Genomic DNA, 14,710 nt, shown 5'->3' with positions numbered 1-14,710 from the left:
CCTCTGCACCCGTTTGTTCGGCAAACCACTGTGCCCCTTCTGGATATCGCGGACCCCACAGGCGACATGATCGAATTCAAACCCTCCGAGCCTTTCTACAGGCGCCGTTAGCCGAACCGATTCTGCTCATTTGCTCGGTTCGAGCGGCCGTTTCCGCAGGGCCACATTATCTCGGTTGCGTTTCTGGTATTGAAGGACAGACCTATGCAGGTCGGCCGGTGCACAGGACCCACGTTAATGGCGTCCGTTACACTTGCGTTCCACACCAATCCACTTATGAAAGTGCCGTCGATTTACCTTAGGGAAAACTTGCGATGCGCATGCGCGACACGTTCATCAAACCAATGCACCCGGAGGGCATTCGGTTTGTCGGGATCTTCGCCGCCATAACGGTCGGGTTGTTTCTGCTGTCAGACATTCTGGGATGGATCGGCGTTGGCCTCACGATCTGGTGCTACTATTTCTTTCGCGATCCGGAACGTGTGCCTCCGACAAAAGACGGGCTGATCGTCAGCCCGGCGGATGGGGTGGTTTCGATGATCGAAGGGGCGGTGCCGCCGAGCGAGCTTGGGATGCCCGACGCGCCTCTCACCCGTGTCAGTGTGTTCATGAGTGTCTTCAATTGCCATGTGAACCGGGTGCCCATTGAAGGTGAGATTGCCGCCGTTGCCTATCGCCCCGGCAAATTCTTCAACGCATCCCTGGACAAGGCCAGTGCCGACAACGAGCGCAACAGCTTGCGCGTTCGCATGACAAATGGTCAGGACCTGGCCGTTGTCCAGATTGCCGGCCTGGTGGCCAGACGGATCGTCTGTTTCACGAAACCCGGCGACGCGCTTCAAACCGGAGAGCGATTTGGATTGATCCGTTTCGGTTCACGGCTGGATGTCTATCTGCCGGATGGCGTGGAACCGCAGGTGCGTGTCGGGCAAACGATGATTGCAGGTGAAACCGTCCTTGCCAGTTTGCCCGCGCCCGAAGAAAAGTAGGTAGCTGGATCAGTGGCAGACCCATCAAAAAACGAAGAGACCGGATTCACGCTCATCCATTTGCTTCCCAATGCGCTGACCATTACGGCGATCTGCGCGGGCTTGTCGGCAATCAGATTTGGCGTTCAGGGCAATTACGTGCTCGCAGTACAGCTGATTATTGCGGCCTGTGTGCTTGATGGGCTTGACGGGCGTATCGCGCGCCTGCTCAGCAGTGACAGCAAAATCGGGGCAGAGCTCGATTCACTTGCTGATTTTTTGAACTTCGGGGTGGCCCCGCCGCTCGTTCTCTATTTCTGGGCCTTGCAGGATATACGCAGCGCTGCATGGCTTGCGGTTCTGTTTTTTTCAGTGTGCTGCGTCATGCGCCTGGCCCGGTTCAATGTGGGCAGCAAGTCCGAGACCTGCGATCAGAACAATGCCTATTTCCAGGGGGTCCCGGCCCCTGCAGGGGCGCTGCTGGTCATGTTGCCAATGTATCTGTCCTTCGCTTTTGCGGATGCTCCATTGCTGCCCAGTGTTCTGATTTGCGTTTATATGGCGCTCATCGGTTTGCTGCTCATCAGCCAAATACCGACCTGGTCTTTCAAGACCACGCGGATCTCCCGCGAAAACGCAAAGTTCTTTCTCATAGGTGTTGCCGTTGTCGGGGCGGCGCTGCTGACATTTGCCTGGGCCACACTGATCGCGCTTTGCGTTGGATATGTGGGAATGGTCGCCTGGGCGTGGCTCGACAAAAAAACATCTTCTAACCGTTGAGGATCAGATATGGACATCAAAGCCGTTCAAACCTCCTACGCTCGCTGGGCACCTGTCTACGACAGGACGTTTGGGGCTATCACAAATGTCGGCCGACGGCACGCGGTAGAGTACATAAATAGGCACCCTGGCAGTGTTCTGGAAGTCGGCGTGGGCACCGGATTGTCACTTGAGCATTACAGACCCGAGATGCAGGTGACCGGGATCGACTTTAGTGAGGACATGCTGCAAAAGGCACGCGACAAAGTCAGAGCCATGACGCTCAGCCATGTCAGGGAGTTGCGACAAATGGATGCCCGCCGGCTCGATTTCCCGGACGACCATTTCGATACAGTTGCGGCGATGCATGTTCTGTCTGTTGTTCCGGAACCCGAAAGGGTGATGGCCGAAATAGCGCGGGTGTGCAAACCGGGCGGCAAAGTGGTGATTACCAATCATTTCAAGCGCAAGCGCGGCCTGCTTGCCTCCATTGAACGCGTATTTGCTCCGCTGGCAAACACGATCGGATGGCATTCTGATTTCGAAATTGAAACAGTGCTGCAAGAGAAAACACTCATCCCGGAACAGCAAAAGGTTCTGCCACCGATTGGTATGATGACCTTTCTGGTCCTGAAGAAGGTTTAGGGGTCGCGCGCATCCGCCTGTGCGGCCGTCACTGCGATCATGTGCAGAATGTCTTCTGCAGAACATCCCCGCGACAGGTCGTTTGCGGGCTTGTCGAGGCCCTGCAGAATAGGCCCGATCGCCAGGGCCCCGCCGACCCGTTGCGCAACCTTGTATGCTATATTGCCGCTTTCGAGATTTGGGAAAATGAACACGTTGGCGTTGCCCCCCAGCGGTGAATCCTGCGCCTTGGACGCGGCCACATCCGGCACAAAGGCCGCGTCGAATTGCAACTCACCATCGATCAGCAGGTCAGGCGCAGCTTCCTGCGCAAGTTTCGTTGCTTCGACAACTTTCGAGACCGCGGCGTGGCTTGCACTGCCACGGGTCGAAAACGACAGCATAGCCACGTGCGGCACATCACCTACCAGCGCCTTGAAGCTGCCCGCAGAATCGATTGCAATCTGCGCCATCTCCTGAGCGGTGGGATCGACGACCAACCCGCTATCGGCAAAGATATGGGCCCCTTTCTTGGGATGGTGATCCTTGCAGAACATCATCAGGAAAAAGCTCGAGACCAGCTTGGTGTCCGCTTTGGTCCCGATGATCTGAATGGCGGTGCGCACAATGTCGGCGGTTGTCGTCGTGGCCCCTCCGACGGTGCCATCGGCGAGCCCTTTCTTGACCATCAGTGCCGCAAATACATGCGGTTTGCGGGCTTCGCGAATGGCCTGTTCCAAAGAGATGTTCTTGTGTTTGCGCAATTCGTAGAGCAGCAGGGCCAGTTCGTCGAAGGACGCCGATGTCGCCGGGTCCTCGATTTCGATCCCGTCCCCAACCTTGGCTTTGAGGAGGGCAAACTGACAGGCGATCAGCTCTTCGTTTCCAACCAGAATGATACGCGCAATTCCTTTTTCGCTGGCCTCGAGCGCAGCTTCGATCACACGGGGGTCAGAGCCTTCCGGCAAGACGATCGTCTTCTGCGATTGAGCCGCATTCTTGAGAAGCATTTCCAACGGTTTCATGTTGTTTCCTTTCAAAAATGCACGAGCTGGACACCCGCCAGAACCCGTACAGCGATAAAGGCTGTCTCGGCGACGATCAAGACGGGGTCATGTCTCAGAGGTTGAAGGTTGGCAGTTAATGCGCATGCGTTACCGATCTCGGATTGCTGCCCTTGAAAAGTTTCGCGACAAGTGTCATATAAATGGCGACACGTGACGAAAGGAAAGTGCTGATGGTCGCAAATGCAGTGACAGACCCGCTGGTGCCTCAGGACGTTCAGGTTGCGCAGGAAAATGACGTAGCGCGGGCGTACCGTCTTTTGGGCGGCGGCAAGATCATGAAACGGACGGTCCGGAACCCGCTGGATGCGCATGATCTGATTGTCGAGGGGATACCGTCGAAATCGTTGATTCATCTCGTCGAAGGTGTGCGCGTGTTGTCGACAGGCGACGCGCTGAACAAGGCGATCGGGATCAGCATCCGCACGTTGCAGCGCCGCAGGTCTGATACGACACAGAAGATGCTCTCGACTGAACAGAGCAGCCGGGCGTGGCGCTTTGCCGAGATTATCGCTCAGGCCACGGATGTCATGGGATCGCAGGATGCCGCCGAAGCGTGGATTCTGAGCCTGCAATCGGGCTGGACAACCGACGCCCGATCGACCTGCTTGCAACGGCTGCAGGGGCTGAAGCCGTCGAGACCTACCTGACGCGACTGGAGTACGGGGTCTATACGTGACGCCACTTCCACCGCCGCTTGGGACCGGTGAGCTTCGGTTCTGGCGGCTTGATCAGGACCGGCATGCGGCCACATGGAATACGGGCGAGGGATCCTATCGTGTGGGCGGTCGGTGGAACTCGCGCGGGGTACGGGCCGTCTATACCTCGATTGACCCGTCAACGGCCATCATCGAGGTCGCGGTTCACAAAGGGTTCAAGGTCCTCGATACGGCTGCCCATGTTCTGACATCGGCTCGCGTGGCCAAGCTGTCCGACGTGCATGTTCTCAATCCCGATGACTTGCCAAACCCAAACTGGCTTGTTCCGGGCGCGCACGGGCCCGGACAGCAGGCTTTTGGCGACCAGTTGCTGCAAGACAACCTGTTTACGCTGGTTCCGTCGACGGTGTCCCGGCACAGCTGGAACCTGATTTTCGACGCGGACCGGGTGGATGGTCATTTTGACGATGTGCAGCAGGAGCGTTTTGCGCTTGATCCGCGATTGCACCGGTAGGTGCGCAAAGACCTAGGACGAAACACCGAGATACTGATCCAGGGTTTTTCGGCAGCCATCCCGCCACAGGCGATGCAACCAGTCTGAGAAGGCGCGCGCGAATGCGTGGTTCTGATGGATATCGCCATACAGGCTGGTCTGACTGATCCAAACCGCGGGGTTCTCGCGTGCCGCCCGCGCTGTCCGTTGCAAATCGGGCCAGATCGGGTCATTGGGGTCAATGTCCGTGCCATCCTCGCGCGTGCCCGCGCACATCCGGGCCCAGAAGGCTTCGGCCAGTGCAAGCCCTTGGAACGAAGCCTCGGACCGCAACGCATCGCGCAGGGACGGCACCAGAAATCCGGGGTGGCGCGACGAGCCGTCGAACGCGACGCGGCGGGTTGTGTCGCGGATCGCGGAATTGGTAAACCGGCGTTCGACCAGTTCAAGATAGTCCGCCGGGGTCGTTTCAGGAACGGCCTGAACGTAAGTGTGATTTCCTCGGATTGCACCTTGCGGAAAAACCCGGTGATCTGCGCGTCCTGCATACAATCCGAGATGGTCGGAACGTTGAGGATTTCACCGACATTGGCCAGAAGCTGATGACCGCCATTTAGAATGCGCAGCTTCATGGCTTCGTAGGCATGCACATTGTCTGTCAGCGTCACACCCACGTCTTCCAGCGGCGGACGCCCGGCGCAGAACCTGTCTTCGATCACCCATTGGCGAAAGTTTTCATGGGTGACCGGCGCATGATCCGCGATGCCCAACGAGTTCGCCTGAGCGATAACCTCGTTCGTGGTGGCGGGGACGATGCAATCCACCATTGAATTGGGGAATTCGGCATTCTGATCAATCCAGTCGGCCAGTGTGGGATCGGACAGGCGCGCCAGCCCGACAATGCAATTCCGCAGGATGGCACCGTTGCCCTGAAGGTTGTCGCAACTCAGCGCCGTGAACGGCGTCGCACCCGCGTTCCTGCGCCGTTTCAGCGCCGCGACGATTGCGCCAAAAACCGTGCGCGGATGGTCGGGGTTTCTGGCATCGTGGCGAATGTCTTCGTGGTCGATGTCCAGCGCTCCGGAACCGGTATCAAGAAAATACCCGCCCTCGGTCACGGTCAGGGATACGATGCGGATTGCAGGATCAGACATCTGCCGGATCAGGGCGGCGTTGTCCGCCTCAATCGGCAGGTAGTCGATCATTGCGCCGATCACTTCGGCTGACGCGCCGGACGGATCGAGCTCTATCAACGTCGTCAGACACTCCTGATCCAACAGCTTTTCGCGCATTCCGGCGTCATAGCTTCGCACGCCCGCGCCAATGATGGCCCAATCCAGCGCACGCCCCTGTTGCATCAGCCTGTGCAGATACCAGGCCTGATGGGCCCGGTGAAAGTTGCCCAATCCGATATGCACGATGCCGGGTGTCAACTCGGATAGTCGGTATCGCGGGCGCCCGACGGCGGCGGGCAAGTCCGACAGGCGGCTGCGACGCAGCGGAACCGGTTCAGTCGTTTTCGCCGAAACGCCCATCAGCTCATCCAGTTCCCGCCATCGACATTGTATGTCTGGGCAACGATGTAGCGGGCGTCGTCTGACGCGAGAAAAACCGCCATGCCTGTCAGATCCTCCGCACGTCCCATGCGGCCATAGGGCACGGCAGCCGCCACTTCGCGCTTTTTCTGGCCCGGTGCCTTGTTTTCGTGTTTTGCAAAGAACGCATCAACGCCGTCCCAATGCTCTCCATCCACGACACCGGGGGCGATGGCGTTCACGTTGATGCCGTGGTCAATCAGGTTGAGCCCGGCGGACTGGGTCAGCGAGATGATGGCAGCCTTGCTGGCGCAGTAGACCGCGACCAGCGGCTCGCCCCGTCGACCGGCCTGTGAGGCCATGTTGATGATGCGACCCTTGACCCGATGCTCGATCATGTGTCGTGCCACGGCCTGCAGGGTGAAGAGGGTGCCCGACACGTTGATGTCGAAGACACGTTGATAATCAGCGCGTTCGATTTCGGTAATCGGCGCGGCGGTAAAGATCGCGGCATTGTTGATGAGAATGTCTATGGGTCCGAAATGTTCATGGGTGCGGGCAACTGCGGCGTCGATGCTGCGTTGCTCGGTGACATTCATTTCGACGGCAATCGCCGCTTCACCCATGCCGGATGCAGCGTGTTCGGCCCGTGCGATGTCGATATCCGCAAGAGCAACGCGCGCGCCTTCGGCGACATAGGCCTTTGCGAAAGCCAATCCGATCCCGCGCCCGGCACCCGTGATGAGTGCGGTTTTGCCCGCCAGTCGCGTCATTCGATCCGCAGGCCCTTTGCGTCAAAGCGATGGATCATATCGGCGCGCGGCGTCAGGTGGATGCGATCGCCGTGGCGAAACCCCACTTCGCCGTCAGCGCGCACGGTGACGGTTTCGGCCAGCCCGGTTTCGTGGATATGAAAGAACGTATCCGAGCCGAGATGTTCGGACACGCTGACGGTACCGGACCACGGTCCTTCCGTATCCGACACAGCAATGTGTTCCGGGCGGACGCCGATGGTGTGAGCGCCGTGTTTCGCTGCCTCTTCCCCTTCGATAAAGTTCATCTTGGGAGAGCCGATGAAGCCCGCCACAAACAGGTTGCGCGGCGCGCGATAAAGCTCCAGGGGGCTGCCAACCTGTTCAATGACACCGGCTTGCAAGACAACGATCTTGTCGGCCATGGTCATCGCCTCGACCTGATCGTGGGTCACGTAGATCATCGTGGTCGCAAGGCGTTCGTGCAGTTCGCTGATTTCCAGTCGCATACCAACCCGCAGGGCCGCATCAAGGTTCGACAGCGGTTCGTCAAACAGGAACGCCGCCGGTTCGCGAACAATCGCGCGCCCGATGGCGACCCGCTGGCGCTGACCACCGGACAACTGCCCCGGACGCCGGTCGAGATAATCGGTCAGGTTCAGAACACTTGCGGCGCCTTCGACGCGACGGTCGATCTCGGTCTGATCCAGCTTGGCCATGCGCAGGGGAAAGGCAATGTTCTTGCGCACCGTCATATGCGGGTAGAGCGCATAGGACTGGAACACCATCGCCAGGCCACGCTTGGCCGGGGGTACATCTGTGGCATCGGTGCCATCGATCTCGATATGGCCCGAGGTGATGTCTTCCAGCCCAGCGATCAGACGCAGGAGTGTGGACTTGCCACAGCCCGATGGGCCGACGAAGACGGTGAACTCGCCATCCTCGATGGTCAGATCCAGCGGTGGAATGACCTCAACGTCGCCGAAGCTTTTGGTCACGGACTTGAGTTGTATGCGTCCCATGAGGAATGCTCCTTATTTCACAGCGCCGAAGGTCAGGCCGCGGACAAGTTGTTTCTGGCTGAACCAGCCAAGGATCAGGATTGGTGCGATTGCCATGGTCGAGGCTGCGCTGAGCTTGGCAAAGAACAGGCCCTCGGGGCTGGAATAGCTGGCGATGAACGCTGTGAGCGGTGCCGCGTCGACAGCCGTCAGGTTGAGGGTCCAGAACGCCTCGTTCCAAGCAAGGATGAAGTTCAGCAGCACGGTCGAAGCGATGCCGGGAATGGCCATTGGCGTCAGTACATAGAGGATTTCCTCTTTCAGCGTCGCCCCGTCCATTCGTGCAGCTTCGAGGATTTCACCCGGTATCTCGCGGAAATAGGTGTAGAGCATCCACACGATGATCGGCAGGTTGATCAGCATCAGCACCACGACCAGTCCCCCACGGCTGTCCAGCAGCCCCAGCTGAATGAACAGCAGGTAGATCGGGTACAGCACGCCTACTGCTGGCAGCATCTTGGTGGACAGCATCCACAGCAGAATGTCCTTGGTGCGTTTGGACGGCACGAATGCCATCGCCCACGCGGCGGGTACGGCGATGATCACACCCAGGATGGTTGACCCGCCGGCGATGATCACCGAGTTCCACAGGAACCTCATGTAGTCCGAGCGTTCCTGCACGATGGCATAGTTCTCGAGCGTCCAGTCGAAGTTCAGAAAGATCGGAGGGCTGGCAATCGCCTGCGCCTCGGTCTTGAAGCTGGTCAGGATGGTCCAAAGGATCGGAAAAAAGATCAGCAGACCGACGATCCAGGCAAGAGCCGTGTTGAAGGTTTTGCGTTGTGTTGTGACGGTGCGGGCCATGGGTTCTGTCTCCTCACGCGTCCAGGTTTTTGCCGACGATGCGCATCAGGAAGATCGCAACGATATTGGCAAGGATGATGGCGTAGACACCTCCGGCTGATCCGAGGCCGACGTTCTGGCTTTCCAGCACACGCTGGAAGATCAGGTAGGTGAGGGTGCGAGTGCCGAATGCACCGCCGGTGGTCACAAAGATCTCGGCGAAGATCGACAACAGGAAGATCGTCTGGATCAGGATCACGATGGTGATGGCGCGGCCCAGATGTGGCAGGATGATGTGATAGAAGCGTTTCAGCGGCGGGGCACCGTCCATCTCGGCGGCTTCCAACTGTTCACTGTCCAGCGACTGAATTGCGGTCAGCAGGATCAGCGTTGCAAAGGGCAGCCATTGCCACGAGACGATGATGACGATGGAGGGCATCGAGGCCTGTGACAGCCAAGAGATTGGCTCGGCCCCGAAAAAACGCCACAGATGCGCCAGCAGGCCGTTTACCGGGTCCATGAACATGTTCTTCCAGACCAATGCCGAGACGGTCGGCATCACAAAGAACGGAGCAATCACAAGGATACGGACAACGCCTTGTCCCCACATCGGCTGATCCAGCAGCATTGCGAGCAGGATGCCCAGAATGATCGTGATGATCAGAACGCCGCCGACAATCACCAATGTGGCCTGAACGGCGGGCCAGAATGTGCTGGACGAGACGAAGCGGATGTAGTTGTCAAAGCCAACCCAGCCCAGATCTCCGCCCCGCAACGGCAGGTATTTCTTGAAGGAAAAGTACAGCGTCATCGTCAGCGGCACGAGCATCCAGCCAAGCAGCAGGACCACTGCGGGTGCCATCATCAGGCGAGCAACGGATCGGGAGTGTTGAGTAGCCATTACGCAAACCCTCTCTGTTCAGGCGTAACTCAGCCTGCGAGAAAAACGCGAGTTGTGGAAGTGGGGAGCGGGGGACAGATCACCTGTCCCCCACTGGGGAGGATGCCTCAGTACCCTGCGGCTTCCATCTCTTCAGCAGTGAAGGCCTGCGCTTTGGCAAGGGCTTCATCCACCGTCTGTTGTCCGGCATAGACTGCCGAGAATTCCTGGCTGACCTGTGTGGCAATGCCTGCGAATTCCGGGATCGCAACGAACTGGATGCCGGTATACGGCGTCGGCTGGGCGCAGCAGTTCTGCGGATCGGCCAGCAGGATCGACTCCAGCGTCATCTTGGCGAATGGAATGTCCTTGTAGTTGTCGTTCTCATAGAGCGAGGTCCGCGCGCCCGGAGGCACGTTGGCCCAGCCTTCATTCTCGGCCACCAACTCGATGTAGTCTTTCGACGTTGCCCACTCGATGAACTGTTTGGCCGCGTCTTCCTGCTGTGTGCCGGCAGGAATGGCGAGGGCCCAGGCCCACAACCAGTTGGCGCGCTTGTCGACGCCTTCCGAGTTCGGTGCCAAAGCGAAGCCGACCTTGTCAGCAACGGTCGAGTCATCGGGGTTTGTCACGAATGAGGCTGCAACAGTGGCATCGATCCACATGCCGCATTTGCCCTGCTGGAAAAGCGACAGGTTCTCGTTGAAACCGTTGGTCGCATAACCCGCCGGCCCGGATTCGTTCATCATGTCGACGAAGAATGTCAGAGCCTCTTTCCACTCAGGCTGATCGAACTGGGGCTTCCAGTCCTCATCGAACCAGCGCGCGCCGAACGAGTTTGCGGTTACGGTGATGAAAGCGCCGCCTTCACCCCAACCGGCCTTGCCGCGCAGGCAGATGCCGTTGATGTCATTGTCGCGGTCCGTCATGGCCGCTGCGGCCTCACGAATGAACTGCCATGTGGGGCCTTCAGGCATTTCCAATCCGGCCTTTTCCATCAGGTCGGTGCGGTACATGATCATCGAGCTTTCGCCGTAAAACGGCGCCGCATAGAGCGTGCCGTCATTGCTCAGGCCGCCGGCCATTGCAGGCAACAGGTCCCCGACATCATATTCGGCGGACATCCCATCCAGAGGAACCAGCCAGCCATTGGCACCCCAGATCGGGGTTTCGTACATGCCGATGGTCATGATGTCGAACTGACCGCCCTTGGTGGTGATGTCGGTGGTCACGCGCTGACGCAGCACGTTCTCTTCCAGCGTCACCCATTCAACGTCAATGCCGGTCGCTTCGGTGAAATTGTCGGTATAGCCCTGCATCCGGATCATGTCGCCGTTGTTCACTGTGGCGATTGTGATAGTTTGTGCATGGGCCGCTGCCGTTGCGACGAAAGTCATTGCAGTCGCCGCACGAAGTGCGTTCTTCAGATACATCCCTGTCCTCCCTGAGCTTGGATGTCGTGCGGGAAGCGTAGAGTAAAAGTTGTCGCGGCGTCAATAAAAACTTTACGCGCGTAAAAATAAACTCATGCGGAATCTCTCAAAACAAGCCGCGCAGGGAACAGGGTTTCCGTTCTTGTGTCGAATTTTCCCCCATTTTCAATGAGTTCAAACAGGGTTTCGACGCTGCGTCCTGCCACGTTGTCATAGTCATGGGCGGCGGTTGTCAGGGAGGGGCAGGTAAATCTGGAAAAGGGATGATCGTCGTTTGAAGCCACGCGCAGAGTACAGTCATCCTTGCGTCCGACGCGAATCCCCATCTCGTAGCACGTTGACAAAAAGCCGATTGCCAGACGGTCATTGCTGCACAGCACCGTGTTGGTTTTGAACGCGCCGGCATCCAGCGCCTTGGCCGCGCCCTGCCGTCCGATTTCTTCGAACGCCCAGCCTTCGCCATCAATCTTTACAACATGGGGTTCGAAACCCAGCCGCTCCATCACTTCGATATAGGCTTTGCGCCGTTTGTTGGCGTTGGGGTTTGCCGGGGTGCGCATCTCGAAGAACGACGGGGGCGCGCCGGTCCGGGTCAGATACTCGACCGTCTGCGACACGAAACTGAAATTGTCCGAACCGACGAAAGCAGCCCCCAGACCTTCGAGGTTGCTATCGAACAGCACCGTGGGCACGTTTTGGCAGAAGGATTCGATGTGCGACTGGTTCGATGCACGCCCGAGCGGGGCCAGCAATACGCCCGCGGGCTTCAGGGATCGCAAGCTGTCCAGGATTTCGTTTTCCAGCTTTTGTTCCCCATGCGAACTGAATAGCGAAGGGCGATAGCCCGCCGCGATGCAACTCTGTTCCAGATATCTGGCAATCTCGGCAAAGAACGGATCGGCGAGGTATGGGACCACGATGCCGATATTCTTGGTCAGTTTCCGGTTCTGGTTCACCGCGTAGATGTTGGGCCGATAGTCAAACCGCTCCAGCGCTTCTTCGATACGTGCGCGGGTTGTGGCGCGCACGCTGTCAGGGTCGTGAAAATACTTGGACACGGTTGGCCGCGAGATACCGCTGACGGCTGCGAATTCTTCCATGTTCTTTATCTTGGTCATGCTGTCGAACCCTGAGGGAGCCTCGTCGCGATCTTGACAATGCTTTACATATTCTTTGCGCGCGACAAAAAATCAATAGGCCGGTCCAGTTCGGCGGAACACGGGGTTTTTGTGATGCCAGTCGGAGTTTGAGCCTGCCCGGCAACCTTCCCGCCTGTCATTGATGTCCTGTGAGCCGTCTGCTGGTGTCCTCGTCCCGGTCACCGGACGCCATTTTTTCAAATGCTTTCCGCCAACCGATGGCAAGTTCGGGCAACTGGGCCAGTATTGCGGCATCTTTGTCCGACACGCGCCGTGTCAGTCGTGCGGCGGTGACCCGTTTGACAGACCAGCCGGGCTGTGGGCGCTCCAACAAACGGACCTCATCACCAACGCCTGCCGCGCCATGCTCGAGAACGCGGTAATACCAACCGGTTCGGCCCGTTTTCTGAAAGAGATAGGCCATGCGTTTGTTCCGCGTGTGCTCGGACACTTTCCAACAAGGTTGGCGGCCCTGGCTGATCTGAACGGTTGCTGTCCCGAGGCGCAGGATGTCACCGATGCACAGCGTCTCTTCTGTCATGCCGTGCGTGGCGATATTCTCGCCAAAGGCTGCTGGTGTGGCGTCTGGCGGGATCGCGCCTTCTGCCTTCCACGATGGATAATGTTCCGATGCATAGTGATGAATGGCCTTGTCCCGGCCACCGTGATTGACCAGATCCGCCTGCGCGTCCCCGACAAATCCGGTGTCGTCAATGCGCTGTGGCCCAGAGACCGCGGTTTTGCCGATTGCGGACGGGTCCCGCCCCTCCCATCTGTGCTGAACCGCCCCAAAAAAGAGGCCGTCGATCCGAGCGTTAAGGTCCGGCTTGGTCATGCGCTTTCCTGTTCGTGACAAATCTGGTTGGTTTCATGCGGTGACAGCGAGACGTTCAACAGCGCGCAAAACGGGCCCGCATCCTGTTTTTGATGATGAATGCAGGATTTGCACAACCCGAAGTCGCGACCATTGTTTTGTGCCAGAACAGTGTGCAGAGATTTCGTCAGCAGGTCCTGCAACAGCTTTTGGTCGTCCGCGTCAAGTGCTGTGATTGCCGCTTGCACCGGGGCAGGAGCCTCAGCCGCCTTTTGTCCGGCGGCTGTCAATGAGTAGCTGATCACCCGTTTGTCATGTGCCGAACGTTGCTCGGTCACATAGCCCTTTTGCAACAGCGATTTCAGCGATTGCGTGGTCGTGCCACGGGTTGTGCCGAGGTAGTCCGACACATGAGAGGGGCTTCGGGAAAACCGGTTGGCCCGCGACAGATACCCAAGTGCGGCCCGCTGGGTTGGGTTCAGATCCCCGTCCCATCCCGCGGCCGCATCCAGCCTTGCCAAACGGTTGATGAGGTCACGAATTTCGATATCCGGTGTCATGGCTAGAATGTATCGACTCGAAATTACTATTGCAATAGTTTCGACTCGCTATTAATAGTGAGTCGAAATCATCAGAAAGGACAGATCATGACACAATCACGTTTTCCGATTTCAGCCGTCATCGCATTGCTCGGTACGGCCGCGCTTGCGGATGGCGACCATTCCCATGGCCATGCCATCAATCAGCAGGGCGCCATTCTTTCAGAGTCGGACGCGGCGAAGATCGCATCCTTTGATATTCTGGCCGCCCATGTCCATCGCACTGGCAACACCGTTACGTTTCACATGACGACAAACGGAACCGCTGGCGCGGACATTCCCGAAGCAACAGGTGCCGTTGGCGGATCGGATGTGTTTGCATATGTCTGGCCGACATCGCTGGACCCGTCTGCCGTGGGGTTCGAAGAGGGAACCGGAATTCTGGCGCTGGCAGCGACCAGCCACCCGGATTTTGACGACACCCCGCTGTTTGACGAAAACAACGATGGGGACCCGACAAATGACGGTGACGTCTGGCACAGCCACTGGGTTGTTCTGACACCGACCGAGGCATGTGGACCCGGCGCGCTTGCCGTTCGGGACATTCCGGAGGGCGAAACGCCTCAACTGCCGGCAACATGGCCGGGATTTCCGATCTTCCTCGACAGTCCCGGTTTTACACCCTTGTTCGACGGCCCTGAGATCGCCGTCAACGCAGGTTTCCGCAGCGATGTTCAACTGGGCGGGGTGGCCTATGACGGCGTGACCTCGGCCTTGCGGGTCAACGCCAACATTCACGCACCTCTTGTGCGTGGTGGATGTGTTTGACGTCGCTTCCGGCAACCTGGCCTGCCCGGCAAGATCGAGTAGGCAGGTGGCGGGCCGCCCGTTTTTGGGGATCAACCAGCCTCGGCTCAACTGATCAATCGGATAGCAGGCTGGAAAGTTTCCGGGCACCCTGATGCAGGGTGTCCAGAAACTGCATCAGCCCGTCAATGTCATGACGTTGCACCGGCGCGTGAACCGACAGCGTGGCGACAAGCCGCTCGCGACTGTCCAGAATCGGTACCGCGATGGCGGTCATGCCGGACATGAACTCTTCATCATCGGTGGAATACCCGTTGCGGGACACCCTGTTGATTTCATCGCGCACCGCGTCGGGTGCGGTCAGGGTCTGCGTCGTGTGGGCGTGAAGTTTGCGGGCCGA

Annotated in this window: 16 protein-coding genes and 2 pseudogenes; 7 read left to right on the top strand and 11 right to left on the bottom strand. The window is 58.4% G+C overall.

Features of this window, described 5'->3' with window-relative positions:
- Nucleotides 1-314: 314 nt before the first annotated feature.
- From ACR3E0_RS20390 to ACR3E0_RS20380, 3 genes are read left to right on the top strand one after another with little or no spacing between them, the layout of a single operon-like run.
- Entirely contained in the window at nucleotides 315-989 is a 675-nt protein-coding gene (locus tag ACR3E0_RS20390) for a phosphatidylserine decarboxylase (RefSeq protein WP_480481162.1), read from the top strand.
- Nucleotides 990-1,001: 12 nt separating this feature from the next.
- Nucleotides 1,002-1,748: a CDP-diacylglycerol--serine O-phosphatidyltransferase gene (gene pssA, locus ACR3E0_RS20385; protein ID WP_480481160.1), complete on the top strand. Its 747-nt coding sequence runs from the start codon at nucleotides 1,002-1,004 to the stop codon at nucleotides 1,746-1,748.
- Nucleotides 1,749-1,757: 9 nt separating this feature from the next.
- Complete coding sequence (locus tag ACR3E0_RS20380; protein WP_480481158.1) at nucleotides 1,758-2,372, top strand: class I SAM-dependent methyltransferase; 615 nt, start codon at nucleotides 1,758-1,760, stop codon at nucleotides 2,370-2,372.
- On the opposite strand, the gene pta is transcribed toward ACR3E0_RS20380, so the two are convergent.
- Nucleotides 2,369-3,376 carry a phosphate acetyltransferase gene (gene pta, locus ACR3E0_RS20375; protein WP_480481156.1) on the bottom strand — a complete coding sequence of 336 codons (1,008 nt, stop codon included), beginning with the start codon at nucleotides 3,374-3,376 and terminating at the stop codon, nucleotides 2,369-2,371. The two genes, ACR3E0_RS20380 and pta, sit on opposite strands and share 4 nt — an antisense overlap.
- 182 nt (nucleotides 3,377-3,558) lie before the next feature.
- Here pta and ACR3E0_RS20370 point away from each other — a divergent pair.
- The 3 genes and pseudogenes from ACR3E0_RS20370 to ACR3E0_RS20360 all read left to right on the top strand — a co-directional run.
- Nucleotides 3,559-3,918: pseudogene (locus ACR3E0_RS20370) on the top strand (antitoxin Xre-like helix-turn-helix domain-containing protein); the annotation flags it as partial.
- Nucleotides 3,906-4,094: an antitoxin Xre/MbcA/ParS toxin-binding domain-containing protein gene (locus ACR3E0_RS20365; RefSeq protein ID WP_480481154.1), complete on the top strand. Its 189-nt coding sequence runs from the start codon at nucleotides 3,906-3,908 to the stop codon at nucleotides 4,092-4,094. The pseudogene ACR3E0_RS20370 and the gene ACR3E0_RS20365, both read left to right, overlap by 13 nt.
- On the top strand, nucleotides 4,091-4,588 hold the full coding sequence (locus tag ACR3E0_RS20360) for an RES family NAD+ phosphorylase (protein WP_480481152.1): 498 nt from the start codon (nucleotides 4,091-4,093) through the stop codon (nucleotides 4,586-4,588). The genes ACR3E0_RS20365 and ACR3E0_RS20360 overlap by 4 nt, the downstream gene beginning before the upstream one ends.
- 12 nt (nucleotides 4,589-4,600) lie before the next feature.
- On the opposite strand, the pseudogene ACR3E0_RS20355 reads toward ACR3E0_RS20360, so the two are convergent.
- The 9 genes and pseudogenes from ACR3E0_RS20355 to ACR3E0_RS20315 form a co-directional block, all read right to left on the bottom strand.
- Nucleotides 4,601-6,102: pseudogene (locus ACR3E0_RS20355) on the bottom strand (mannitol dehydrogenase family protein).
- On the bottom strand, nucleotides 6,102-6,875 hold the full coding sequence (locus ACR3E0_RS20350; protein ID WP_480481150.1) for an L-iditol 2-dehydrogenase: 774 nt from the start codon (nucleotides 6,873-6,875) through the stop codon (nucleotides 6,102-6,104). The pseudogene ACR3E0_RS20355 and the gene ACR3E0_RS20350 overlap by 1 nt, the downstream one beginning before the upstream one ends.
- A complete protein-coding gene (locus ACR3E0_RS20345) occupies nucleotides 6,872-7,876 on the bottom strand; it encodes an ABC transporter ATP-binding protein (protein ID WP_480481148.1) in 1,005 nt (334 codons plus the stop codon). Before ACR3E0_RS20345 ends, ACR3E0_RS20350 begins: the two co-directional genes overlap by 4 nt.
- A gap of 12 nt (nucleotides 7,877-7,888) precedes the next feature.
- Nucleotides 7,889-8,719 carry a carbohydrate ABC transporter permease gene (locus tag ACR3E0_RS20340; RefSeq protein WP_480481145.1) on the bottom strand — a complete coding sequence of 277 codons (831 nt, stop codon included), beginning with the start codon at nucleotides 8,717-8,719 and terminating at the stop codon, nucleotides 7,889-7,891.
- Nucleotides 8,720-8,732: 13 nt separating this feature from the next.
- Nucleotides 8,733-9,599: a carbohydrate ABC transporter permease gene (locus tag ACR3E0_RS20335; protein ID WP_480481143.1), complete on the bottom strand. Its 867-nt coding sequence runs from the start codon at nucleotides 9,597-9,599 to the stop codon at nucleotides 8,733-8,735.
- A 107-nt stretch (nucleotides 9,600-9,706) separates the two neighbouring features.
- On the bottom strand, nucleotides 9,707-11,011 hold the full coding sequence (locus ACR3E0_RS20330; protein WP_480481142.1) for an ABC transporter substrate-binding protein: 1,305 nt from the start codon (nucleotides 11,009-11,011) through the stop codon (nucleotides 9,707-9,709).
- Between the two features lie 92 nt (nucleotides 11,012-11,103).
- Nucleotides 11,104-12,129 carry a LacI family DNA-binding transcriptional regulator gene (locus ACR3E0_RS20325; RefSeq protein WP_480481140.1) on the bottom strand — a complete coding sequence of 342 codons (1,026 nt, stop codon included), beginning with the start codon at nucleotides 12,127-12,129 and terminating at the stop codon, nucleotides 11,104-11,106.
- A gap of 157 nt (nucleotides 12,130-12,286) precedes the next feature.
- Entirely contained in the window at nucleotides 12,287-12,985 is a 699-nt protein-coding gene (locus ACR3E0_RS20320; RefSeq protein WP_480481138.1) for an MOSC domain-containing protein, read from the bottom strand.
- Nucleotides 12,982-13,524 carry a MarR family winged helix-turn-helix transcriptional regulator gene (locus ACR3E0_RS20315; protein WP_480481136.1) on the bottom strand — a complete coding sequence of 181 codons (543 nt, stop codon included), beginning with the start codon at nucleotides 13,522-13,524 and terminating at the stop codon, nucleotides 12,982-12,984. The genes ACR3E0_RS20320 and ACR3E0_RS20315 overlap by 4 nt, the downstream gene beginning before the upstream one ends.
- A gap of 87 nt (nucleotides 13,525-13,611) precedes the next feature.
- Between ACR3E0_RS20315 and ACR3E0_RS20310 the strand changes: the two genes are divergently transcribed.
- Nucleotides 13,612-14,331, top strand: coding sequence for a hypothetical protein (locus ACR3E0_RS20310; protein ID WP_480481134.1), 720 nt, complete (start codon nucleotides 13,612-13,614; stop codon nucleotides 14,329-14,331).
- A gap of 94 nt (nucleotides 14,332-14,425) precedes the next feature.
- On the opposite strand, the gene ACR3E0_RS20305 is transcribed toward ACR3E0_RS20310, so the two are convergent.
- A partial coding sequence (locus tag ACR3E0_RS20305) for an IclR family transcriptional regulator domain-containing protein (RefSeq protein WP_480481132.1) occupies nucleotides 14,426-14,710 on the bottom strand: 285 nt, incomplete at its 5' end.

Source organism: Ruegeria sp. AJ12 (genome assembly GCF_056536245.1).
This window is presented reverse-complemented; position numbering and strand designations above follow the sequence as displayed.